Annotated in this window: 22 protein-coding genes; 4 read left to right on the top strand and 18 right to left on the bottom strand. The window is 26.3% G+C overall.

The features are described from left to right. Positions 1–37: 37 nt before the first annotated feature. From scm1 to udk, 7 genes are all read right to left on the bottom strand, one after another. The gene (scm1, locus tag SMONO_RS02020; protein ID WP_101780691.1) at positions 38–1,219 is read right to left on the bottom strand and encodes a motility-associated protein Scm1; all 1,182 of its coding nucleotides are present in this window, start codon (positions 1,217–1,219) and stop codon (positions 38–40) included. Between the two features lie 37 nt (positions 1,220–1,256). Beyond that, positions 1,257–3,467 carry an SF1B family DNA helicase RecD2 gene (recD2, locus tag SMONO_RS02015; RefSeq protein WP_101780690.1) on the bottom strand — a complete coding sequence of 737 codons (2,211 nt, stop codon included), beginning with the start codon at positions 3,465–3,467 and terminating at the stop codon, positions 1,257–1,259. Continuing rightward, entirely contained in the window at positions 3,439–3,870 is a 432-nt protein-coding gene (locus SMONO_RS02010; RefSeq protein ID WP_158637894.1) for a hypothetical protein, read from the bottom strand. Before SMONO_RS02010 ends, recD2 begins: the two co-directional genes overlap by 29 nt. A gap of 60 nt (positions 3,871–3,930) precedes the next feature. Beyond that, positions 3,931–6,498 (bottom strand): DNA topoisomerase IV subunit A, encoded by a 2,568-nt coding sequence (parC, locus tag SMONO_RS02005; protein WP_425443423.1) that lies wholly within the window; start codon positions 6,496–6,498, stop codon positions 3,931–3,933. A gap of 18 nt (positions 6,499–6,516) precedes the next feature. Then, the gene (locus tag SMONO_RS02000) at positions 6,517–7,497 is read right to left on the bottom strand and encodes a hypothetical protein (RefSeq protein ID WP_101780687.1); all 981 of its coding nucleotides are present in this window, start codon (positions 7,495–7,497) and stop codon (positions 6,517–6,519) included. Positions 7,498–7,532: 35 nt separating this feature from the next. After that, the gene (gene parE, locus SMONO_RS01995; protein WP_101780686.1) at positions 7,533–9,467 is read right to left on the bottom strand and encodes a DNA topoisomerase IV subunit B; all 1,935 of its coding nucleotides are present in this window, start codon (positions 9,465–9,467) and stop codon (positions 7,533–7,535) included. A gap of 193 nt (positions 9,468–9,660) precedes the next feature. Beyond that, a complete protein-coding gene (gene udk, locus SMONO_RS01990) occupies positions 9,661–10,284 on the bottom strand; it encodes a uridine kinase (protein WP_101780685.1) in 624 nt (207 codons plus the stop codon). A gap of 107 nt (positions 10,285–10,391) precedes the next feature. Between udk and SMONO_RS01985 the strand changes: the two genes are divergently transcribed. The 3 genes from SMONO_RS01985 (at position 10,392) to SMONO_RS04250 (ending at position 12,349) form a co-directional block, all read left to right on the top strand. Beyond that, the gene (locus tag SMONO_RS01985; RefSeq protein ID WP_101780684.1) at positions 10,392–10,994 is read left to right on the top strand and encodes an FMN-dependent NADH-azoreductase; all 603 of its coding nucleotides are present in this window, start codon (positions 10,392–10,394) and stop codon (positions 10,992–10,994) included. Between the two features lie 90 nt (positions 10,995–11,084). Beyond that, positions 11,085–12,047, top strand: a complete 963-nt coding sequence (locus SMONO_RS01980) for a GMP reductase (protein WP_101780683.1) — start codon at positions 11,085–11,087, stop codon at positions 12,045–12,047. A 125-nt stretch (positions 12,048–12,172) separates the two neighbouring features. Beyond that, a complete protein-coding gene (locus SMONO_RS04250) occupies positions 12,173–12,349 on the top strand; it encodes a hypothetical protein (RefSeq protein WP_158637893.1) in 177 nt (58 codons plus the stop codon). A gap of 37 nt (positions 12,350–12,386) precedes the next feature. Here the strand turns inward: SMONO_RS04250 and SMONO_RS01975 are convergent, their stop codons facing one another. From SMONO_RS01975 to SMONO_RS01955, 5 genes are all read right to left on the bottom strand, one after another. Further along, positions 12,387–13,766, bottom strand: a complete 1,380-nt coding sequence (locus tag SMONO_RS01975) for a P-loop NTPase family protein (RefSeq protein ID WP_101780682.1) — start codon at positions 13,764–13,766, stop codon at positions 12,387–12,389. A 19-nt stretch (positions 13,767–13,785) separates the two neighbouring features. After that, positions 13,786–15,096, bottom strand: a complete 1,311-nt coding sequence (locus tag SMONO_RS01970; protein ID WP_101780681.1) for a hypothetical protein — start codon at positions 15,094–15,096, stop codon at positions 13,786–13,788. A 40-nt stretch (positions 15,097–15,136) separates the two neighbouring features. Further along, positions 15,137–16,393, bottom strand: a complete 1,257-nt coding sequence (locus tag SMONO_RS01965; protein WP_101780680.1) for a hypothetical protein — start codon at positions 16,391–16,393, stop codon at positions 15,137–15,139. Between the two features lie 351 nt (positions 16,394–16,744). Continuing rightward, positions 16,745–17,467, bottom strand: coding sequence for a hypothetical protein (locus SMONO_RS01960; RefSeq protein WP_158637892.1), 723 nt, complete (start codon positions 17,465–17,467; stop codon positions 16,745–16,747). Between the two features lie 228 nt (positions 17,468–17,695). Continuing rightward, positions 17,696–18,406: a hypothetical protein gene (locus SMONO_RS01955; RefSeq protein WP_101780678.1), complete on the bottom strand. Its 711-nt coding sequence runs from the start codon at positions 18,404–18,406 to the stop codon at positions 17,696–17,698. A gap of 69 nt (positions 18,407–18,475) precedes the next feature. On the opposite strand from SMONO_RS01955, the gene SMONO_RS01950 reads away from it, so the two are divergent. Next, on the top strand, positions 18,476–19,171 hold the full coding sequence (locus SMONO_RS01950) for a hypothetical protein (RefSeq protein WP_101780677.1): 696 nt from the start codon (positions 18,476–18,478) through the stop codon (positions 19,169–19,171). Between the two features lie 13 nt (positions 19,172–19,184). On the opposite strand, the gene SMONO_RS01945 is transcribed toward SMONO_RS01950, so the two are convergent. The 6 genes from SMONO_RS01945 to aspS form a co-directional block, all read right to left on the bottom strand. Beyond that, entirely contained in the window at positions 19,185–20,990 is a 1,806-nt protein-coding gene (locus SMONO_RS01945; RefSeq protein ID WP_101780676.1) for a M3 family metallopeptidase, read from the bottom strand. A 35-nt stretch (positions 20,991–21,025) separates the two neighbouring features. After that, on the bottom strand, positions 21,026–21,553 hold the full coding sequence (locus SMONO_RS01940) for a hypothetical protein (RefSeq protein ID WP_101780675.1): 528 nt from the start codon (positions 21,551–21,553) through the stop codon (positions 21,026–21,028). Between the two features lie 74 nt (positions 21,554–21,627). After that, positions 21,628–22,728, bottom strand: coding sequence for a glycosyl hydrolase family 18 protein (locus SMONO_RS01935; RefSeq protein ID WP_101780674.1), 1,101 nt, complete (start codon positions 22,726–22,728; stop codon positions 21,628–21,630). A 133-nt stretch (positions 22,729–22,861) separates the two neighbouring features. Then, positions 22,862–23,161, bottom strand: a complete 300-nt coding sequence (locus tag SMONO_RS01930; protein WP_211277587.1) for a hypothetical protein — start codon at positions 23,159–23,161, stop codon at positions 22,862–22,864. Positions 23,162–23,275: 114 nt separating this feature from the next. Beyond that, positions 23,276–24,025 carry a Pr6Pr family membrane protein gene (locus SMONO_RS01925; protein ID WP_101780673.1) on the bottom strand — a complete coding sequence of 250 codons (750 nt, stop codon included), beginning with the start codon at positions 24,023–24,025 and terminating at the stop codon, positions 23,276–23,278. A 116-nt stretch (positions 24,026–24,141) separates the two neighbouring features. After that, positions 24,142–25,860: an aspartate--tRNA ligase gene (gene aspS / locus SMONO_RS01920; protein ID WP_101780672.1), complete on the bottom strand. Its 1,719-nt coding sequence runs from the start codon at positions 25,858–25,860 to the stop codon at positions 24,142–24,144. Between the last annotated feature and the right edge of the window lies 1 nt (position 25,861).

Raw genomic sequence — 25,861 nt, 5'->3', positions numbered from 1 at the left:
TTAATTTAATTTAGACAAAAAAAATAATACTTTCGTATTATTTGTCTGAGAATTTAATAAATCCAAATGCTGATACCAATGATAATGTACAAGTACTAAATGGTATAAATGCACTCATTCATGAATTTCAGAACATTGAATCCTTTAAGAAAATTCATGAATTTAATTGGAATATTCATGTTGCTCCCATTAATATTATTATTTGAACAAACATTAACATGTTGTAGTTGAATCTTTTGATTCCTTTTGCCATAAAGTAACCAACTATCATTGGAGAAAACACCAATGGTATTGATACTAAATTTATTGCTGAAATTAGAATTTGTGTTGTTGTTTGGTATGGATGAACAAACCCAGGTATTATAACTGTTGCAATAAATGTTAATGATAAAATTCAAATTCATGGATTTTTAATATTTAAACTAATATAGTCTCTTAATGAATCGATTCTAATATTTTTCAATCAGTTAAAGAATCTTGATGTTTTACTTTCTCTTTTTGAAATAAATACACCAATGTACATTGAGGCAAAAGCCATCATTACAATTGCTGCCATAGGTAGTAAAACAACCAAGAAAGTAATACCTGCATTCAATGATGAAATTACATGCTCGTTAGATAATAATTCTGATTTAACTCCACCAAAAACAGTACCATTTGATAAGAAAGTAAGGAATGTCATAATTCCAAATGCATCATAATTATTAAATTTAAAATTTAAGTCTTGTTTTAAAGATTGTTCTATTGAACAGAATAATACAACTCCAATCAAAGCAAATAAGAAAGTTGCTGCAAATCCAGCATACATACCTCATTTACCTATCATTTTAATTTTATTAACTTCTGCATCTCTTCTTACAAATTCAACTCCAAATAAAACAGATAAAACAGATAAAAGAGCTACAAAAAAGATTAATAAAGCCGGAATTATTATTACTGATGTTACTGTAAATACCATTAGTCCAAATCAACCAGGTGTTCCCGCTAATTCTCCAATTCCTCCAACTCCAAATAAGAAGAAAGCAAGTGAAAGTGGTGAATTAACATTTTTAGCTAATTGATCCATACCTTCAATTTCTTTTCAAGAAGCATTTTGCATTTTATATTGTAAAATCGCTTCTACATCAACAGTTTTTCCAACTGTTCCTGCAACTATAAATGCAATTACAAGCAGAACTGTAATCACTATTGCAAATGTATACGTATTTCTATGTTTCATTATATTTTACCCCACTAAAAATTATTATATATATAATTTAAATATTATTCAATAATGAAATTGTTTCTTTTAAAGTTGTTAATCTTTGTTTTGCATTTTTATAACATGATTTAACAAATAAATTGCTGTCAGAAATAATGATTAATCTTTCTTTGGCTCTTGTTATTGCAGTGTATAGCATTTTTTTGTTTAAAACAAAGTTGCTTACCCTATTTGTTCCATCTAGAACCAATATTGTGTTTTTATATTCACTACCTTGAGTCTTGTGAATCGAACAAGCATAATTTAATTTCACTTTATTGAATGAACTTAAACCCATTTCAATTTCTCTTTCATTAAATATGATTTTAGCTGTTTTAAATTTATCTCCGATAAAGTTTAATTCTTTGATGTAACCCACATCACCATTTGAAAGTTCAAATGTTGGGTCATTTTCAATATACATAACCTTATCGTTAACTCTAAATTCTGCATCATATCTTTTATATACTTTTGAATTTGTTGGATTTACTAGATTTTGGATAATAGAATTGATATTATCAATTCCCAAAGCTTCTTTATACATTGGAGCAATTATTTGTATGTTATTTAATTGTTCTTCAATATTTGAAGGATTAATATTTAAATAAGTTTCTTTTAAGATGTTAATTGATTGATTAAAGTCATTTGAAAATACGAAATTTACATTTGTAGAATTTGCAAAATCAAACTCTTTTACTTCTTCATTTTTTATTGCATTTGAAAGTTCAATAATTGAATTTAGTTCACCTTCATTTGTTTTTTGTCTATTATTTTTAATTAACCGAGTTGTTTTAAATTGTTTAGACTCAATTAAATCTTCATATAAATTACCATAACTTACACTTGGAAGTTGTTCAACATCTCCAACCAATAAAATTTTATTGATACCTTTTACACCCTTTAATAAAGAAGCGAATAAATGATTATCAATCATTGAACATTCATCTATAACTACAAGATTTCTATAAATTGGTTTAGACTCATTTGCTTCAAAAACATCATTTCCTGAATATTGTAATAGTCTATGTATTGTAGAGGTTTTATAACCTGAATCATCTTTAATTTTTCCTGCAGCTCTTCCGGTTGGTGCTGTAATTGCAAAATTGGAATCATTATAGACAAGTTCATACATTTTAACAATTCCAGTAATAACAGTTGTCTTACCAGTTCCTGGTCCTCCAGTAATAATTGAAATATCATTATCTATGAAATTTTTAATGGCTTCAACTTGTTCCTCATTATATTTAAAATTTTCAATTCCATTTCTAGAAGATATAAATTTTTCTACTTCTTTTATTTTTAAATCAAAATCAAATTCTCGTTTAATATAATGTGATTTGCTTGCGAGATCAAATAATTCTTTTGCAATGTATTGCTCATCTTCATAACTTTCTTTTGTATAAATTTTTTCATTTTTAAAGTAAAGTATCTTTTCATTCTTTGCATAAACAAGCTTCTTATAAAGATCTCCTTCTAGATTTGGAAATTGTTGTCTTAATTTTTTTGTAAGTTCTTCTAGAGAAGTGTAAGTATTTCCTTCCTTAAATAAAATTTCTTTCACAAACTCACAAGCATATCAAGAAATTCTTTTTTCATCAAATTCGTTCATACCAAAAGCAACGGCAACTCTATCTATTTCTGAAAAAGGTTGTAATTTATTTTCATTAGCTCAAGTATAAAAATCATCATTTAATATTTGCTCAATAATATTCATATCTTCTATTTCTTGTTGAAGCAAATTCAAGAACTCCATTTTTAAATTATTCTCAACAAACATATCTAAAACTTTGTTGTTTCCAAATTTTTCAACTACTACATCATAAATTATTTGAGCTTTAGCTTCTGTCATTTCTGAAATTAAAAATAATTCACTTTTATTTTCAATTATTTTTTTAAATAAATCTTCGCCAAAGTGATTAACAATATTTTCTGCTAATTTTTTACCTACAGTTGGGAATGTTGGGGAACTTAAATATTTTATTAATCCCTCTTTATCAAAATGTTTAACTTGTGAAAAACTTTTAACTGCAAAGTTTTTTTGATTTCTTTTTATATCATCAACTTCTTCACCTGTTATTTCATAAACTATTCCCATTCTCATTAAACCAATTGGTCCAGTAAGAGTTATAGATTTTTTTTCATTGTTAAATAAAATAAAAATCGCAATAGCAAAACCATTTTCACCTTTATAAATAAATCTACTTATTTTTCCTTTGTATGTACTCATAATCTTTTTTCTCCATTATATTTAAGAGAAGTTGTTCTTGATCTCTTAGATTTATGTCTGCCTTTATTATTATTTTATTTGATTTACAGATTTTGTATTCTTTAAATATTTCATTGTAATAATTCATTTTATCTTTATTATTTATTTTATTTTCATCATTTTTATCTAATCAAATTAAATATCTTCTTTTATAAAAAGAAGAATTAATTAAATTTGACATCATCCCAACAACTATACAATCATTATCTTTAAAAACAAAATCTAAATAATTTGATATAACTTCTTCTTTAGTCTCTTTAATAAAAAAATCAATACCATATATTTCAAATCCATACTTCTTTGCTAAGTATTTTCCTAGATTTTCATTATCAATATCATTTGATCCAATAATTTGAATAATCATATTATCCTCATTTCAATATAATTTAACCATAAAGAAAGAAAAAAAACACCTTAGGTGTTTTTAAATTAAATCTTCAACATCTATTTTAAGTTCGCTTGTTTCTTCATCATTAATACTTACTTTAGATTGTTTTTCAACAACCGGCTTTTTAGAAATTGTTTCTTTTTTAACTTCAACAGATTTCACTTCATCATCTTCACCACTTCTTGGTGGAATTGGAGTATCTCCGTTTTTAATAATAAATGACTTTTCTAAAGTTGTAGTTATGATTTCAGCCATATCTAAATCTTCAGGTACATCTTCAAGTTCAGCAAATTTAAAATTTTTAACATTTAACTGTGTTAAATTATCTTCTTCATCCAAGATATTTAAAATATCTTTTGTTTGAACATTATATAGGAATGTTGCAAATTCATCACGTTTTTTATTTCATGGATATAATCTAACACCACGCTTTGGTCTTGCCATAATCGGAACAAGATCTTGTTGAATTTTTTTAACATTACCTTTATTTGTAATTATTAATATATCTCCACTCGCAAAAGCTTTACCTGCAACAATATCTTCATCTTTAACAACAGTTGATTTAACACCTTTTGCATTTGGTCCTGCTGAAGGAATTTCTGAGATATCATATCTAACAGCAAATCCAGTTCTTGTAAGCATTGTAACTGTTTTTGTTTGTGAAGTTACAAGTGAAGCTGATACAAGTTCATCTTCTGCTTGCAATTTAATAATTCTAAATGGTTTAGAAAACATTTTTGTTTCTAAATCTTCTATAGGTGTACGTTTTATCATACCTTTTTTAGTTGCTAGCAATACTTCTTGTTTTGCATTTTTAAATTCCTTAACTACAAATGCGGCAAGGATTCTTTCATTACCAGTAATTGTTGCAACTTTATTTATATGCATTCCCGTTTCTTTTCATTTACTTGGAATTATTTTATAAACAGGTATTGAATAATATGTTCCAGCACTCGATACAAGTAATATATGATCCAAACTTGAAGCAGGCACTTGTGAAATTCAAATATCATTTGGTTTTCGTTTAAAATCTGCCATAGAATTTTTACCTAGTTGTGAATCTTCAATTGCTTTTAAGTAACCATCTTGTGAAATTCAAATTGTGTAATCCTTTTGGACTATAGTTTTCTTAATTTCAACTTCGATGTTTTCAATTTCAGCAACCACTTCACTTCTTCTTGCCACACCAAATTCTTTTTTAGTTGCACTAAGTTGTTCAATTACTTTATCATCTAACACTTGAGCATCATTTAGAATTAATTTATATCCTTCTATTAAAGAAGCTAATTCTTTTTTCTCTTCTTCTAACTTAACAACATCAGTTGAAGTTAATCTGTACAATCTTAAATCAACAATAGCAATTGATTGTGTTTCACTGAATGAATGTTTTTCCATTAAATTAGCTATGGCATCACTTCTATTTGATGAGTCTCTAATTATTTTAATGACACTGTCAAGAATTGAAATAGCTTTGATTAATCCATCAATAATTTCCAATCTTTTTGCAGCTTTATCTAATTCAAATTTAGTTTTTCTTGAAAAAACTTCTTTGTAGTGATCAATGTAAGCCAAGATCATAGGAATGATACCCAATTGTTTTGGTTGCTTGTCAACAATAACAACATTGTTATAGTTATATGAAACTTGTAATGGAGTATTTTTTAATAAAAATTTTCTTGTTATTTCATAATCTGCTTTTGCAGACAATTCAATTACAATTCTTAAACCAGTTCTATCAGTTTCATCTCTAACTTCTTTAACTTCAATTTGAGGGTTTGCATCAACAACATCTCCAATTTTCCTTACAAGATCTTGTTTTACAACTTCATAAGGAATTTCATCAATAACAATATTATTTTCTTCTCTATGCATTTTTGATTGAAGAATAACTCTTCCTTTACCAGTTTCAAATGCTGATTCTATTCCTTCTTGACCCATAACAATTCCACCAGTTGGAAAGTCCGGACCTTTAACAATTTTTAAAATATCTTTTAATTTAATTTTTGGGTTTTTAATTGTAGCGATAACTGCATCAATTATTTCATTAATGTTGTGAGGAGGCATATTTGTTGCATAACCTGCAGCAATACCCGTAGCGCCATTTACTAAAATGTTTGGAAAGTAACCAGGTAATACTGTTGGTTCCTTTTCTGAATCATCATAGTTTGGTGCAAATAATACTGTATTTTTTTGTAAGTCAGCTAAAATAATGCTTGATATTTTAGCAAGCCTTGTTTCAGTATAACGCATAGCAGCTGCGCTATCTCCATCAATAGAACCATTATTACCGTGCATATCAACTAAAGGTATATTTAGTTTTCAAGGTTGACTCATACGTACTAAAGCATCATAAACAGATGTATCACCATGTGGGTGGTATTTACCAATAACATCACCAACAACACGAGCAGATTTTTTATATGCTCTATCATGGGTTAAATTAATTTCATTCATAGTAAACAATATACGTCTTTGAACTGGTTTTAGACCATCTCTCACATCAGGTAAAGCTCTTTCTTGAATGATATATTTAGCATATCTTCCAAATCTATCACCCATTAAATCTTCAAGCGGGAAATTAATTATTCCTTTTTCTTCTTTTATTGACATTTTATTTTCCTCCTAATCAATTGAGAAATCAATTTCACTGATGTCATTATTAATGAAATCAATAATATTTAAGTTTTTAATTGTTTCTTTACCTTCTTTTGATAGTGTTCAAAGACCTGTTGTTGAATTCTGAACATAAAGTTTTGGATCATTTCTTGAAACTAAACTTCTTGCTAAATCCACCATGTTTTTACTTACTTCTTCATCTTTTCTAATTTGCACATATATTAATTCTAGTTCCTCAAAATTGTTTAAATCTGCTTCTAAATCAATTTCATTAACTTTATTTTTATTTGCAGCTTCTAGACCGAAATCTACTGTTGCATATGTATTATAGAAGATTTTATCTCCCTCTTGTTCAATAGAAACCATATAACGAGGAATCCCTTCAATTTTCATAATTTTTGTAGCTGATGATTTTATTGATTTAAGAGAATCTTTTATTTTTTCAATTACTTCAGACTCTGAAAGACCAAACAATTCAACTCTTCTATCTTCTTCAATAACAGCTGATCTCAAATTAATAAAAATATTAAATATATCTATTCTTGTTGATGAAATTTCTTTTGATATTTCTTTAGATTTCAAAAGAATTGGACCTGTAGTTGGGTTTAAATAATATGAATCTGTAAATTCATCATATACAAGAATACCAACATGAGGTTTTGAAAACTCTCTAGCTTTTTTCATTGTTGTTTGAGCTTTTTCAATAAACTTATTAATAGTTTTAATTAATCAGTTAACTTCATTATCATTTTCTACATTTATTTCTATTCATTGTTCAGCTGCAAGTGATGTCATGGAAAAGTTGTTTTCATCATAATCAGTACTTTTTAATTCAAAAAATAGTTCAGGTGCTTTTATTTCATAAGAAAAAACAAAAGTATTAAAAATATCTCCATATCTTTTAATATCTTTATTTATCTTATTATATTCTTCAAATTTTTTTATAATGATATCAACCTTTTGTTCAAAAGGCACTTTCTGTTCCATATCATCACCACCTGTCTAGCTAAATTTTTTTAAAATTAAATAAAATCAACGTTTTCTTCAAGTGTAAATTTAACGTTTTCTTCAATTCATTCTTTTCTTTTTTCAGAGTTGTCACCCATTAATGTTCTAAATGAATTTTCTGCAGCAAGAGCATCGTCTATAGTAACTTGTATAAGTTTTCTATTTTCTGGGTCCATGGTAGTTTCCCAAAGTTGGTCTGCATTCATTTCTCCTAACCCTTTGTATCTCTGAATTTCAACTTTTGATTTAGTTTTTTTCATAAAAATTGCTAATTCTTCTTCTGTTCATAAGTACATAAATTCTTTTTTATTAGAACTTGTTGTTACTTTAAATAAAGGAGGCATTGCAATATAAATGTTTTTATTCACAATTAACTCTTTCATGTAACGGTAGAAGAATGTTAAAAGTAGTGTTTGTATGTGAGCTCCATCAGTATCGGCGTCGGTCATAAGAATTATTTTTCCATAGTTTGAGTCACTTAAGTCAAAGTCACTTCCAATTCCAGCGCCAATAGCATTAATAATTGTTGTAATTTCTTCATTTTTTAATAAGTCTATTAATTTAGTCTTTTCAGCATTAATAACTTTACCTCTAAGGGGTAAAATTGCTTGAAATTTTCTATCTCTTCCCGATTTAGCACTTCCTCCAGCTGAATCCCCTTCGACTAAAAACAACTCGTTTTCATTCTTATTTCTTCCTTGAGCTGGAGTTAACTTACCAAGCATTGTTCTTGATTTTGATTTTGATTTTTGATCTCTAACTGCTTGTCTAGCTTTTCTAGCTTCTTCTTTTGCTTTTCTAGCCAAAAGAGCTTTTTCTATAATAGAAATGGCAATTAATTTATTTTCTTGCAATCAAAAACTTATGTTTTGCTCTGTAACCTTTTCACAAGCAACCCTAGCTTCACTGGTTCCTAATTTACCCTTAGTTTGTCCCTCATATTGGATTAAACTTTCAGGTATTTTTACTGTAACAATGGCAATTAAACCTTCTTTAATATCTGAAGTATCTAGTCTTTTGTCTTTTTCTTTTAAAATATTTTGAGCTCTTCCATATTCATTAAGAGCCTTTACTAAACCTGATCTAAAACCAGTCATGTGAGTTCCACCATCACTAGTTTTAACATTGTTTGCAAAACCTAAAACAGTTTCTGAGAAATCTGTTGTATAAGTTAGTGCGATTTCAACATCAATACTTTGTTCACTACCTTTTAAAAGAATTGGTGAGCAAAGCGCTTTTTGATCTCCTTTAAGTTCATTTACAAATTCTGTTAAACCATTTTCATAAATGTATTCAACATATTTGTCACTTCTATTATCTTTTAATGTTAGTTTAAGTCCTGAGTTTAAAAGAGCTGATTCTTTTAATCTCTCACTAATTGTAGAAAATGAGAATTTTGTTGTAGAAAACATCGTTTCATCTGGTAGGAAATTTACCATTGTACCATTTTGTTTGCTTGTTCCAATTTGTTTTAATGGTTCAACTAACTTACCACCATTTGCAAACTTAATTTTTGAAATTAGTCCATCTCTGTGAATAGTAACTTTAAATTTACTTGAAAGCGCATTAACAACTGATGACCCAACACCGTGAAGTCCTCCAGATGTTTTATAACCATCACCACCAAATTTTCCTCCAGCATGTAATACTGAAAAAATAATTTCAGGAGTTGATTGATTTGTCCCCTTGTAATTACCAATTGGAACACCACGACCATTATCTTTTACAGTTATTGATCCATCTTTTTCGATAGAAACATTTATCTCAGTACATATTCCAGCTAAAGCCTCATCAATTGAGTTGTCAACTATTTCTCAAACCAAGTGATGAAGACCTCTTGAGTCTGTTGACCCAATATACATACCAGGCCTTTTTCTAACAGCTTCTAATCCTTCTAAAATTTGAATACTATCTTCTGTATAAGATAAATTCTTATTATTTTCAGCCATATTTTTACCTCATTATTCCATTTAAACTAAATATAACACATTTGAATAATTAATGTCAATTTTCTATAAAACCCCCTAAATAAAGGTTTTGCCTCTATTTTTTTTAATTTTAGACAAAAAAAACATTTAATATGAGAAAAATTTAAACAAAAAAATGAGATTTTAAACTCATTTTCTCTTTATATTAATGGTTTTACTTCTTCAAAAGACTACTTATTTTTGCAGCAACCATATCAATTGCAATGCTATTACCTTCATAATAAGGAATGATCAAATCAGCATGGTCAATTGATGGTTCTACAAAGAATTTATACATTGGTTTTACAGTATTTAAATACTGATTTACAACATCATCTAGTTTTCTTCCTCTATCATTTACGTCTCTCATAAGCCTTCTTATAAATCTGATATCATCATCTGTTCTTATAAAAAGTTTGATATCTCCTCTTTTTCTAATCTCTTCTACATGAAGAGAAAGAATTCCATCCAAGATAACTACATTTGAAGGCTCAACTGTTATATATTCACCTTTTTGTGAGTGAGTTTTAAAATCGTAAACAGGAACTTGAATTGATTTAAAATCCTTTAAATCATCTAAATGTTTACATAATAATTCTATATCTAAAGAACTTGGATGGTCAAAGTTTAATAATTGTTTTTCTTCAAAAGTAAGATCACTAAAATCTTTGTAGTAACTATCCATTGATAAGTGGGTTACAGGTTTATTGACAAAGATTTCATTTGCTATTGTATGTGCAACAGTTGTTTTACCACTAGCACTTCCTCCAGCAATTATGATAATTGTAACTTTTTCCATTTTGTACCTCTATATTCAATTAATATTTTATATTTAATTTATTGAAATTATGAAAAAATTTTCACTATTTTAACTATAAAATTAAATTGATATAAGGAGAGATAAAAATGTCAAAAAAAGTTTTAGTAATCACAGGAACAGTTAGTCCTGCTGAAAAATCATTTTCATTATCTTTAACAAATAGATTTGTTAAAGAATATAAATCATTAAATCCAAATGATGAAATCATCAATTTGGATTTAAATAAGGAGGAAATGGCTCACAAAACACTTTCAAGAGAAAACTTTGGAACATATTTCAATGAACAAGATGCTTTAAAGTATATCAACCAACTAAAAGAAGTTGATAAAGTTATAATATCAAGTCCAATGAACAACTTTAACGTATCAGGTTTAATTAAAAATTACTTGGATCACGTTTTATTAGCAGATCAAACTTTCTCATACAAATACGTTAAACAAGGAGACGCAAAAGGTCTTTTAGAACACTTAACTGTTCAAATTTTAACAACACAAGGAGCACCTTTTGGTTGATATCCATGAGGAAATCATACAGAATTCTTAAAAGGAACTTGAGAATTTGTTGGAGCAAATGTAAATGAACCAATTTTATTTGCAGGAACAAAAATAGCACCTATTTCAACAATGAACCCTGATGAGGCAATTGATCAAATAGCTGACAAAATTATTGAAGTTGCCAAAAAATTCTAAAATAACCTTTGGGTTATTTTTTATTTTCTTTTTTTGTAAATTTTAGTTTTTTTATTGCTATAATCTCATAGGACACAAGGAGAAATATAAATGTACGCATTTGATTATGAAGATATACAACTTATACCAAGTATGTGTGTGGTTAACTCAAGAAGTGAGTGTAACACAGAAGTAAAACTTGGGAAAAATACATTTAAAATGCCAGTAATGCCAGCAAACATGGCTTCAGTAATAAATGAAGAATTATGCGAAAAACTAGCTAAAGATGGACACTTTTATGTAATGCACAGATTTAATGTAGATTCATATTCTTTTACAAAGAAAATGAATGAAGCAAATCTAATTTCATCAATAAGTGTAGGAGTTAAAAAAGAAGACTATGAACTAATTGAAAAATTAGCAAAAGACAAAATAATACCAAACTATATAACAATAGATATCGCTCACGGACACTCATTAAGTGTTAAAAATATGATAGAACATATTAGAAAAAACATGCAAGATAGAACATTCATTATTGCGGGGAACGTTGGAACACCCCATGCAGTTAGAGACTTAGAATTTTGAGGGGCCGATGCTACTAAGGTAGGTGTTGGACCTGGTAAAGTATGTATTACAAAACTAAAAACTGGTTTTGGTACTGGTGGTTGACAACTTGGAGCAATAAAATGATGTAGTAAAGCCGCTCATAAACCAATAATTGCAGATGGAGGTTTAAGGGTTAATGGAGACATTGCTAAATCAATTAGATTTGGAGCAACAATGTGCATGGTAGGAAGTTTATTTGCAGCACATGAAGAATCACCTGGAGCAAATGTTACTGTTGATGGAGAATTATTCAAGGAATACTACGGTAGTGCAAGCGAATACAATAAAGGTGAAAAAAGATATGTCGAAGGTAAAAAGGAACTTATCAAAGTAAGAGGAAAACTAATGGATACTTACAAAGAGATGCAAGAAGATCTTCAATCATCTATTTCTTACTCAGGTGGAACTACATTAAACGATATTAAAAAAGTTGATTATGTTATTTTAAAAACAAGTAACTTTTAAAATAATTTCAAAAGTGCATTTAAAGTGCATTTTTTCTATATTTTTATCAACCTTTTAACTCTTTAAAAATTTATGCCTTTATTTTTTGTAATAATTGAGTAAGATATACATAAGGAGTTGAGAAAATGAAAGAACAATGTCAAAATAAAGATTGTAGTAATGAATTAAACTTTATGGACAAAAAAAGAATTTACGTTTTTGATGAATCAATTGGAGATGAATTGGCTATTTTTGTTTGTGATGAATGTTATAAAAAAAATAAACAAGAGGAAAATGATATTGATTGAGATCAATCAGTATAAAAAAAATAAAAAAAACACTATATAAGTGTTTTTTTTATTATAACTTTTCAATTAACTCTTTTACCATTTCAAATACACTCAAATCATATATTTCTTTTTCCTTTGATGTATTTATTTGTTTTAATGTTCTTGGATATAAGCAAGATGCAAATGTTTTTAATTCTTTTTGATTATGTTCAAAATTAATTAATAAAGTTTCTGAATTTTTATTTTCTATTATATTCTCAACATTACTTAAAACACAATTAAATATAAACATGAATGCATATTCATTAATTATATTAAGCACATTTGGTTTAGATTCAACAGTGACTATTATTGGATTTTCTCACTTTAATGGTGTATTTATTAATTTTAATATTTCATAGAACTTATATTCACCTTCAAATTTATAACCTCTAGTTTTTAATAAAAGATTAATGTATTTTATATTACCAAGATTATTATTATCTTCCAACTCTTCTTGACTATATTTATTTTTTCTAATTCCATCATATAACTTGATATCTTCTTGCATTATATTGAAAAGTTTATCATTATTTAATCTTAAATATTGCAAGAATCAAACTACAAAATAAATTTCTTCATAATATAAAATTCTATTTTCGTATGTATCTGGAATTTTTAAATTCCTTTTTAATCATTTCTCAGGCAGCTCCATGCTTTCATTAATTGAATTTATTAAAAATAAATTTTTTATATCCATTCTTTTAATAAAGTAGTTAACTTGTGTGTTTGGGTGTGTAAACATTAATTTTTCTTTATAAAGATCTATAACACCATCAAAAGTTTTTTCTAAATTAAATTTTGAAGCAGTGGAAAGATTTTCAATATCTGGAAAGTTGAATGTTGTAATCATTCTTGCTTCGGTAAGGTATTTTTTTATTTTCCTAATAACTCTATATTCATTTAAATCAGAAACTAAATCAGTTTTTTCAAAATCATTAAAAACAATAAGTAAATCTATTTGCAATCTTTTTAAAGCATTATTAATTTCAATTAGCGTCTGTATATTTAATAGTTCATTTTTATCTATATCATCATTTATTTGTTTTTGATTAAAAAAATATCTAAAAGCAACAGCTCTATTGTTTGTCTTAATTTTCTTTCTTACAATATTTTTTAAATTTCTACTTTTTAAAAAATTTAAAAACTCTTTTTGACCAACTTTTCTTCTAATACCCATAAGAATAATTGTTATGAATTGTTCAAATAAGTCTTTCGAAAAGTCAAATTGTTCTGGATTAAAACTTATTACATTTCAACCCTCTTGTTTGAATTTATCACAAAAAGAATTAACCAAGGTACTTTTACCTGATCACTCAGGACCATTTATTAGTACATGTCTTTCTCCTTGAGCTAATATTTTATTTGTAAGTTTATTCAAAATTTCATCTGAATTAAAAATACCTGTCATTTTAAAGCACCCCTATTTTTTAAAAGAAATTATTTCCTTTATTGAATCCTGCAAAGAATTTCATTTTTAAATATTCTTGACCCATATTAGGGTGTTCAAATCTAAATTTATTTAATGCAGAGTACAGAAATTTTTCTTGATCTTCTAGACCATCAAATCATTCTTTATTGAAAATAATATTATCTGCAAGTATTAAAGAACAATTGGAAATAAATGCGGCTTCACTTTTCATTTTAGATTTAACAACTTTCAAATATTGATCAAAGAATTCTTTCATATTTTGATTTTTTCTATCATATACCATTGTGATGAATGAATTATTTTTATCACTATACATAGAAATTGTTGCAAAACTTTCTGGAATAAATAAATTATTAATTGAATTAACAACTTTAAAATTTTCTGGAGTTATTTGCGGTTGGAACACGTCTTTAATTCTAAAGTTATTTGTTCTAGGTAAATTAAATTTAACAATTTCATAATCTTTAGAATCACCTTTAAGTGATTCTAAAAAGAAATTATATAAATCAATTAATGAACTTAAATGATTAGAAACTTTTCTTAAGTTATATATAAATAAAGCTTTAATAGCTTCTTGACTTATTGAATTAAAATAATTCCTATACTCTTCTTTAAGTGCTTCCATTTGAACTCTTGCTAAGAATAATTTATAAACAACAGTTGTAAAATTGATAGTCAAAATATCCTCATCAGAACTTTTTTTAGTCATTTCTATATTTTGAATCTTTATATAATGTTGATCACAAAATCCATAATATCTAAATTGATCGTCTTTCACTTCATTGAAAAATGAGTGACCCATTTGATAGTTATTATCAAAAATATTTCTTTTATTTGAAGAAACTAATTTACATACATTAAAATCAACATTGTAAAGCTTATTTTCAACAGCTTTTTTATCGCAATATGGTATATTACATTTTTCATTTTCAGACATTGCTGAATAATTTTTTTCAAATAGTTTTGAAGAAAAGTCTAAATACTCACTATAATTTTCATAACTAATTATAGCTTTTAAAAATGGTATGTAGTTTTCTTTTTTATCTTCCGATAAATTAGCTTTACAACATTCTTTAAATACAATCCCACTTAAGCAAAAACATAATTCTTCATCGTCAATAGAAAAGAAGTTATAACCGTTTTTAACAAGAAAATTAATATTATCATTATCCAAATAATAATTACCAAAAATTGAGTCAATAAATCTTTGAGTATCCTCATTTGAAATTTTTGTATTTCTTGCAGCCTTATATAATTGTTGCTTACTAACAAGGTTGGATAATATATCTGTTTCTTTTATTTCTGCCATAATAAATCTCCCATAAAAAAATAGATAAACTATAACTTCATTATTTATCTATTTTTTTTATTTTACTTTCTTTTTCTATTTTCTTTTTAGTTTTCTTAGTATCTTTCATAACTTTTTTGACTTTTTCTTTTTTAACTTTTTCAGCTTTCTTCTCTTGCTCTTTTGTTTTCTTTAAATTTTCTTTTAAAGTTTTAATTTTTTTATTATTAATTTTCTTAGTATCTTTAACTTCAACAAATTTAGGTTCAATAGCACCCTTTTCAAATATTTTTTCGAATTGAGGTTCACCTTTGTAAACTATAGTTTCATCTAAATTATTTGAGAAGTGGTTAATTGAAACACTGTAATCAAATAGTTTTTTATCTACTGTTAATTTTGTATTAAAGAAATTTAATAATTCTTTTGAAAATAAAGCTTTTTCGCAATAATTTTCAAATAAGTTTTTTCTGATTTCAACAATATCATTTGAAGTTCTAACTGAATAAATTCATTTTAAATCTACTAAATATACATCAAATATTAATTTAGCAAAATCATTTTTAAGCATTTCATCTTCTTTTAATAAAGGGATTGTTTCTAAGAAGTTATTGAAACTATCATTTCTTAAGAAAAATTCTACTTCATCAGCATAATTTATAATATCTCCATCATCAATATTGTAAATTGCTTGTCCTAATTTTTTAATAAATTCTTCGTCATATCTATATGTTGATTTAATAACATCTAAATATCTTCTGTAGATTACTTTTTGATCTTCTCTTACATTTAAATTTTTATATTCAAAGTATCTATCTCTAATTCTTCCAACAGCAGAAATACCCATAACAGTTAAGATATCTCTTTTATTTAAACTTGATTTAAAGAATTTTTCATAGTGATTTCCAATACCTATTGGAGTTTCATCTGTAAATTCTGCAGGTTTTAAACTAACAATCGGAAAGATAAATGGATATATGCATTTAATTGAGTAATAATAAGCTCTTGATTTATATGGTTTTAATACTCCCAAACCATTTAAGATGGTGTTAAGTTGTTCTAATTCTTCACTTTCCAAATAAAATAGAGCATCAATTTGAAAGTCCATGTCTTTATCTTTTAGTTTTTTAGCAAACTTTGGATAGTACTTTTCAAAACTTAAAGTTGATTCAATTCATGAACCATTTAGTAAGTCATTAATCATAGGAATTTCGTTCGGATTATGGAAAATACCTCTTGTTAAAACTTGATCCTCATTAAATACAAACTTTTGTTCACCTGGATTTAAGAAGTTTTTAACTATAATTTTCTTTACTTGCATATATTGTTCTCCCTTTAGTAGTCAATTGTTAGTATTATAACAAAATTAAAGGTAAATATAAAGTATCTATTAAGATAGGATTTTACAAACTATATAGATTTTTCTAAATGATTATTGAAGAAATTTTAGTTAGTTATTATAATTACTCAAACATATCTATCAAATACTCAAAAATATGATTGTCTCCAATTAATTTAATTTATGTTGAGTTTTTATGTCATCAAAATACTTTATTAATAACTTAATTATGTTTTTTTAAGTTTCAGTTATGCTTATTACAGAAAAAAAGAGAGTTGTTGAATTAACAAAAACTCTCTATTAAAATATTTTATTTATATTAAATAAAAATTATTACAATACAGAAAAACCTATATTCATTTGTGCTAATGACAAACTTCTAATCGCGCCCCCTATCACCATATTCATTGCATCTGGATTTCCAAGTCTTGCTGCTTGATCAATTTTATCAGCAGCCTCTAAAAGGCTATATTTAGCTTCTAAAATTTCAGGTGTGTGTTCAACATTATTTAAAGCCTCAAAAGCCTTGCTAACATAAGGATAAGCCGTTTGCAGATGTATAAGTTTCCCATTTGCGGTGTTGTAAAATAAGGTTTGACCTAATTGAAGTAGTGCTTGATCACAATAATACATAGCTTCTCTTTTATAATATCCACTTTCTTGATATGGAATATTTCTTTGAGCAATCGATAAACTTATTATTGCTTCTCCTATTAACATATTCATTGCATCTACATTTCCAAGTCTCGCAGCTTGATCAATTTTATTAGCTGCATCTAATAATCTACTTTTAGCTTCAACTATCTCAGGTGTATGTTCTACATTGTTTAGAGCATCAAAAGCCTTACTAACGCTAGGATATGCCCTTTGAAGATATACAAGTTTTCCATTTGCATGGCTAAACAATAGAGTTGAACCTAATTGTAATAATGCATTATCTATATAATACATTGCATCTTTTTTATATTTATTATAATCATTATCTTCTTCTAAAACTTCCACATTTTTTTGTTCTGTTACAATTTGATTTAATGGCAAAATTGCTGAAGAAGCCATAGATAACGATCCAATTAAGCTTAATAATTTTATCACTTTTTTTTACCTTTCTTTCAACTACCCACCCTACCAACCTTGATTGATATATTACTTTATATTTCTAATTATAGAATTAGAGCTTAGAAAAATAATTTATATTATTTTTTCTTCTAATTTTAATATAATTTTTTAATATTAAAATAAATTTAATATTTTATAAGGCTTATTGTAAAATTGAGTATGAAATAATTAAAGTTTCAAAATTTCTGGTTGTTCTAATAACAAAGCAAAACCAGCCAAAATTGATATTCTAGTAAGAATATTAAAAGTATTTCAGTATTCCTCTGAATTTTGCTCAAATATATTATGAATATTATTGTTTCTTGTGTTATTTTCTTCCAAAATACCAAGAATAATTTCAGCTGAGTTTTCAATGGTTTTAAAGCGTGATGAGTTTTTAAACATTTCTAACAATTCATTTATTTGCTTATTAAAAAATAATCCATTTTCTACTCTTTTTAAATTATCACAATGATTAGCAATTATTCTTTTTAAATCATAAGTACATTCTTGTATATTCAATACTTCCAAACCTTTTTTTAAATTATCATAACTAATCTTTATTCATCTATCTAATATCTCAGCTATTTGTTGTATTGAAATTATATTAGGTCAAAACCTATGTCTATCAACAACTTGTTCTTTATTCATATTTATTAATTGCTTTCAAAAATCATCATAATAAAAAGATATAATATCTTTGCCTTCATTAAAATCATCTAAAAATTCCATATTTTTAAAGAAATTAAAAACTTTTAAAAAAGAATCATCTAAAATATTGTTTCTTTTTAACTCTACTTTTTGTTCTTCAAGCAAAACACTAATTGTGTGTATTGCAGGTTCAAAAAAAAATAAAACTTTTTCAATATTAACATTGTCAAAATCATACTTTCCAATCATTAGTTGTCTCTTTTCTTTGTATATTATTAATATATAATAAAAATAGCAATTTATAGAAAGTTTGATAAAATGATTAGCACATTTAAGCCATTTAAACTTAATGAAAAAGATATTAAAAACTTAAAAAATGTAACTCCTTATTGAAATAAGAATATTGAAAAGAATGTAAAAAAACTTAATTCTTGACTAATAAAATTTAATAAAAAGCCAGGTGATTTTAAATTAAATTACGTTTATAGTTTTGATCATTATAAAGAATTTTTTCAACAAATAGATAACTACACAAATTTTTATAACCAAAAGTTTAAATTAATAAAAACAAATGCAAGATTACTTTCTAAATTTCATAAGCTTATAGTAGATTATGTTTCACTATTAGGATGAACTAAATCAATTGAATTAATTTGTTCATTTTTTGATTCAATAGAAAGCAAGGATATTGCTAAAAAGCAGGAATTTGCCTTATTAGCAACAAACGAGACAATAATTAAATATTTTAATTTATATAAAAATGATGTTTTAAAAATTTTAAAAGACGATGAATACATAGAGCTTTTATCTGAAAAAGTTTTTTCAAGCAAAGAAAGTATTACAACAGTTAATTTAATTGTTAGAGAAATTATGAAGTATGCAAAACTACTTAAGAGAAAAAATAAAATTTCAGAACAAGATTTGGTAGATATAAATATTTATTCAATAGAAATAATTGTTTTTACAGGTTCTATAATACAAAATCACACAAGATTTTTAAAAAACATATATTAAAAAAACAACCTCATTAAGTTGTTTTTTTATTTAATAAAACTTCAAATTGATCAACAAGACTTTTAACTTCATTAATTATTTCTTTATAGGAGTTTTCATCTTTACAATCAAATCCATACTTAGAAAATAATTCAGTTATTTCTAAACTGCCACCTTCTTTTAGAAAGTTTATAATTTTATTTGAATCATTTGTATTTTTAAACTCAGAATAAAGTTTAAATGAAACCGCAATTGAAACAGCATATTTAAAAATATAAAATGGTTGCTCAAATAAATGTGAAATCGATATTCAACTATATTTATAACTGTCTGCGTCATATCTATCAAATATTGATTTTCCTAAAATTTTTCTATTGGATTCTTTTAATATATCAGATATTTTTTCTAAAGTTAGAACTCCTCCCTTTTCAATTTCTTCATAGCAATTATATTCAAATTGAGCATCAGCTACAGCAGAAAAGAAATTATTAAAAATAAACTCTATCCTATTTTGTATTAAAGTTATTTTTCTACTTTCATCTTTTTCATTTTTAATTAAGTAATCAAACAATAAATGTTCATTAAAAGTAGAAGCAACTTCTGCAATCATATTTGAGAATCCATTTAAAGGTCTTGGCTGATTTTGTTTTGCAAATAAATTATGAACTGCATGCCCCATCTCATGAGCCAATGTAGAAACAGAATCTATATCATCTGTAAAGTTCATTGATATTAATGAATCATATTTATAACTTCCAATTGTAAAAGCGCCTGTAGATTTGTTCTCATCTTCAAAATAATCAACTTTATTATCAGATCAACAATATTCTAAATTCTTTAAATATTCATCCCCAAGCCCTTTTAATGATTCTTTAATTATTTGTTGAGCTTCTTCAACTGAATAATTTAATTTTTCTAATTTAATAAGTTCTAAACTCGAATCAGTTCCATAAAATTTATCTAAATTTAAATAATTTTTTATTATTTCATAATATCTATAATATACTTCAGAATTTTTTGAAGTATATTTTAAAAGGCCCAGAAAATCATTCAAAGAAAAATCATCTTCATCAAAGAAATTTTCCTTAAAGCCCTCCATACCAACAAGTTTACTTGATTCAATTTCTTCTTTTACAATTGATTCATATATTTTTGCAAAGGTATGTTTTTTTAAATTGATTTCTTCTTTGTATTTTAAACTAGCAAGAGCCCTTAGTTCTTGATCTGCTTTAGGATCAGAGTAAGTATATATATCGGATATAAATTTTTGATTAACAATATATTCTTTGTCATTATATTTCAAAATCTTCTCTTCATTATCCTTAAATCTCATTGTTTCATACATTTCATATAATATCGAGCTTGAGTTAGATACTTTAGAAATTAGTTCTCTGTCTTTTTGAGGTAATAAATATTTTATGTGTTTAAAAAATTCTTTATAACTTTTAGAATAATGCTTAAGTTCTTCATCTTTAGATAATCATTGCAGAATTTTACTTTGTCCTATTCCTTTAACCTCTTCGCTTATTCAAGAAAATTTACCATCAAAATGTTGCAATTTCTTATTGTAAATTGACTCTAAATTATTTAATCTTTCGTTTTTTTGTTCTATATATAAATACTTTAGAAAGTGACCCATTTTTGATGAATAACTATCAACTTTAATTGATTCTTTTAGAAAATTAATAAAACTATCTTTATTATTTAAAGTGTTCTTATATCTTAAAAGTTTGTTATTAGCTTCTATATATATTTCTAAGTCATTTAAAAAATCTTCATCTTTTTTATAAAGATCAAGTAGATTTCATTTATATTTGCTAATTGCTTCATTTCTTTTCATATTATCACCTAAAAAAAATTCCTTTAAAGGAATTTCTATTTACCAAATATTTGCTTTGCAGCTTTTTCGTAGTAATCATAAACTTCTTTTTCCTCTAAGAATACTGGAGCAGATAAACTACCACTGTGTTTTGCTAACATTTTAATGTTAGGATCATTTTCAAATAGAGTATTAAACTTTTCATATTTTGTAAACATGAATTTGTATAGATCTTTTAATAAAAGCATTTGTGATGCTGGTATGTTCTCAACTTTTGATTGTAAAAAACCTAATTTTTCTAATTCAATCAAATTTGTAAAATTATCTCTAACCTCAATAATTATTGGTTCCTTTTTTTTAGCATCCATAGCAATAGTGATGTCTGCAATCATTGTTTCAAAGAAAAAATAGTTAAATGTTGTTGCAAAATAAACTATTCTATTTAAGTTTTTTAAACCTAATCAAGGTAAGTTATCTTCAGTGGTTTTTTTAGAACCTAAATAACCAGGTGCAAATAATTCTAAGTTATTGTCTATTCTAAATAGGTTACCAATTAAATTTTTTACGCTATTGTCTAATGCCATACCAATCTCTCCAATCTTTATATTAAGTAAATTATACATTAAATAGGTGTGTTTTTACAAATCATTGTTTATAACTAATTATTTGCTTCTTCTCCATGAGTATCATTGTACCAAGACTCAAAACTTCATTTTTTTCAATTAATTATCTGACCATTAACTTCTAAATGTCCTTCGTAAGAATCGTAATTTAAAGCTCAAGTCATAAGCCCTTTTGTAAATATACCTTCATTAGATAACAAATCATATGATTTTTTAATCGATTCTTTAGTCGCAGCTCCTCTACCGGCAGGTTCGTTGGTAGCTGCTCCCAAAACATATCTATCAGGATCAATTAGGTAAAAATCGTTAATTGGACTATAAGTCGTTGTTAAATATTTTGTCATTAAGTAGTAGAACTCAGCTCTATGTTCTATATCATCATTAGAAATATATCCTGCAGGAAGATTTAAAATAACTTGTTCGTTTTTTTCAACATAAGGGCCAAAAGCTCACCCATTGTATAATTGAGGATTAATTCAATCATAGTATTCATAAAGACCTTCTAAGAATGGGATATAACTTTTCTCTCCATTTTTTGTTGAATTTTTTAAATAAGGCATTTCTGGTGCCATTGTTATTATAAATTCAGGTCTTTCTTTTTTAATTTCTATTAGAGCATCAATTGTTGTTTGTTGGCTTTCTCTATCAGAGAGACATTCACCTTCTCAATCAATATCCAATCCATGAAAACCATACATATCAACAACATTTAATATGGTTTTTTTAAGTTCATCTTTTTGTTCTTTTCTAAACTTCATTTTATTTCCAGTTGCACCACCCATAGAAATAAGTGATTTTTTACCTTTAGAATGTAAAAGTTTTATACCTTCTTTTACTTCATTTGCGTTTATCGGCTCATATACAGGCATAAAATAAGCTTCTTTTGAATAAAGAAATGAAATGTTGACTATATTGTAATTTGTAGAGGCAATTTCTTCAAAACTTGGTTTAACTTGACCAATACCTCCTCAGTCATAATAATATCCAACTAAAACTTTATCTATTTGTTCATTATTTTCGTTACCACCATTTCCGTTTCCTTCTTCACCTTTTCCAAAAATACCACACGAAATGACAAAACTTAATGTTGCTGTTATTAGTGAGATTATAGACATTAAAGTAAGTAATTTTTTCATATCTTTTCTCCATTTATTTTAAGATACCATAAATAATTGATTATTAAAAACTTTACAAGTAAATTAAACAAGATAAATAATGAATAATAAAAAAACTTTCAGATAAAATATCTGAAAGTTTTTAATTAAATAATTATTTATTTATTAAAATGTCTAATTTTTCATTAATTTCTTTTAATAATTCTAATAGAGGTTTTTCAAAGTTATCAATTCTTCCTGAATTTCCGCCTTGACCACCGAATCCACCAGATCTTCCGCCACGGTCTCCACCGCGACCACCGAATCCACCAGATCTTCCGCCACGGTCTCCACCGCGACCACCGAATCCACCAGATCTTCCACCACGGTCTCCACCGCGGTCGCGATCTCCACCATCTCTTGATCCACCTTCGCTTCTTGAACGTCTAAAGTTATCTTTATTGTCAAATCCCATAAGTACACTGCCTTTCTATTTAAATTCTTTTAAAGGCCATATACTACTACGCTATCAAAAGATGTGTCGATTGACACTTTTAATATTATATATTAATTATCAAAAGTATATTATTTATTTATTTAATTTTTGGTAATATGGTTTTTCAATAATTTTATTGTTTATATAGTTATACAAGAAACTAAATCCTACTAATAAACCTAAAATTGCAAAAAATGCCATAAAGAATCAAACAACTCCCGGAAGACCTCCCGGTCCAATGTGATGTACATCTAAGAAGAAATAAGGATAAACAATACCTTGTTTTAAGTAATAATCTCCTGAATTAATTCTTAATTCTCCTCTAACCATTGCAAATACACAATAAGATAAAACCATTACAAATTGAATTCAAAATTTTTTAATAAAAAATTCTTTAAGAGATACTTTATCTTTGTTTTTCATAAAAATATTTACATAAAGAATAAATGCAATTGGTACCAGTGCATGATCTATAAGAGTTACAAATATAGAAAACGGATGACTTGGGAAACCTTCTACAGGTATTAATAGAGCATTATAAACTATTAAAGTAACTGTAATCATTGTTGCAAGTGAGTTTGCAGCTGTATAACTTAGCAATTTTGTTTTACCTTCATTTTTATGGTTCAATGCAGCATATAAAAATCATGCTTGTACAATAACATTAGATAACAATGTAAAAGTTGTAAAATAATCTATTGTATATATTTCATAATTACCTAAATAGGTTCCATTAACTTCATGAGCTGAAATTATATTTCAGATATAATATGAAAAAATTGTAAAGAAAGATAAAAGTCCAAAAAACAACTTGTAAGTTATATGAAAATTTAGTGATTTCATTTTTCCACCTCCTTATTTCATAATCATAAAGATATAAAAATAATTTATCTACAAAAATTGTTTTTAAAAACTAAAACTCTTTTAAATTTTTCTATAAAAAAAATAATCCTTGGGGATTATTTTAATTTTATATTTAGTTCATCTAATTGTTGATTTGTTACTAAGTCTGGTGCATTTGTCATTGGATCTACTCCTGATGAATTTTTAGGGAAAGCTATAACTTCTCTAATATTTTCCGAACCAGTTAATAACATACAAATTCTATCTAAACCTAAAGCACACCCAGCATGGTAAGGTGCTCCATATTTGTATGCATTTACAAATCATCCAAAATTAGATTCAATTTGTTCTTCATTTAAACCAATCGCATCAAACATTCTTTTTTGAATTGTAGAGTCGGTAATTCTTTGGCTTCCTCCACCAATTTCAAAACCATTTAAAACAATGTCATAAGCTTTTGCTAGTGCTTCTTTTTTATTTGAATCAAAATTATTAATTGATTCATCTGCAGGCATTGTAAATGGATGGTGTGCTGCAACATACCTATTTTCTTCTTCTGAGAATTCGAATAATGGGAAATCCACAATTCAAGCTAATTTCATAACTTCTGGATCCAATAAATTTAAAAGTTTTGCCACTCTATTCCTTATTGCCCCCATAGCTTGACTTGCTTTTGAATATTCTTCAACTACAAATAAAATAGTTGAAGAAGTTTTTATGTCAAATTCTTTCATTAATTTTGATTTTTCATCATCAGATAATTTTGAACCAATTGATCCTGTTCATTCATTTGAATCAAACTTTGCAAAACCTAAAATGCTAACACTGTTTTGTTTTGAAACTTCAGTTAAATCTTCTAATTCTTTTTTATTTAAAAGTGAATCTACACAGATTGCTCTAATTGATTTATTTTCTAAATTTGAGAATAAAGGAATTTCAGTTTTATTAAAAATTTCATTTAAAGTATGGATTTCAAATCCAAATCTTAAATCTGGTTTATCATTTCCGTATTTTTCCATTGATTCATGTCAAGAAATTTTTTGAATTGGTTCTTTGATTTCAATTCCTTTAATTTCTAAAATTACTTTTTTAACTAAAGATTCAATTGTATCCATGACATCATTTGCATCAGCAAACGACATTTCCATATCTAATTGAGTAAACTCGGGTTGTCTATCAATTCTTAAATCTTCATCTCTAAAACATTTAACAATTTGAAAGTATCTATCTAAACCAGATATCATAAATAATTGTTTATATAATTGAGGAGATTGAGGGAGTGCGTAAAATTTTCCTGTATTTAATCTTGAGGGAACCAAAAAATCTCTTGCCCCTTCTGGAGTTGATTTACCAAATATTGGAGTTTCTATTTCTAAAAACTCTTGTTCTACAAAAAAATTTCTTACAACATGATTCATTTTACTTCTTACAAGTAAGTTCTTTTGCATTTCAGGTCTTCTTAAATCTAAATATCTATAAGTTAACCTTGTATCTTCCTGAGATTCAATTCCATCTTTAATTTCAAATGGAGTTAATTCAGATTTATTTATTAAAGTTATTTTTTCAACTTTAATTTCAATTTCCCCAGTTTTTAATTCTTGATTTTTTGATTTTCTTTCAATAACTTTTCCTTCAACTTCTAAAACATATTCTGATTTAACATTTTCTAAACTGATTGATTCATCAATTACAAGTTGAGTAATTCCATATCTATCTCTTAGATCAATAAAATTCATGGCACCCATTTTTCTAACTTTTGTAACTCAACCTTGCAGTAAAACATTTTCGTTTACATTTTTTAAAGTAAGTTCACCACATGTATGTGTACGTTTCATT

Origin of the sequence: Spiroplasma monobiae MQ-1 (genome assembly GCF_002865545.1) — a bacterium.
Lineage (GTDB): Bacteria > Bacillota_I > Bacilli_A > Mycoplasmatales > Mycoplasmataceae > Spiroplasma_A > Spiroplasma_A monobiae.
The sequence above is the reverse complement of the archived record's forward strand: the minus strand, read 5'-3'. Positions and strand labels throughout refer to the sequence as shown.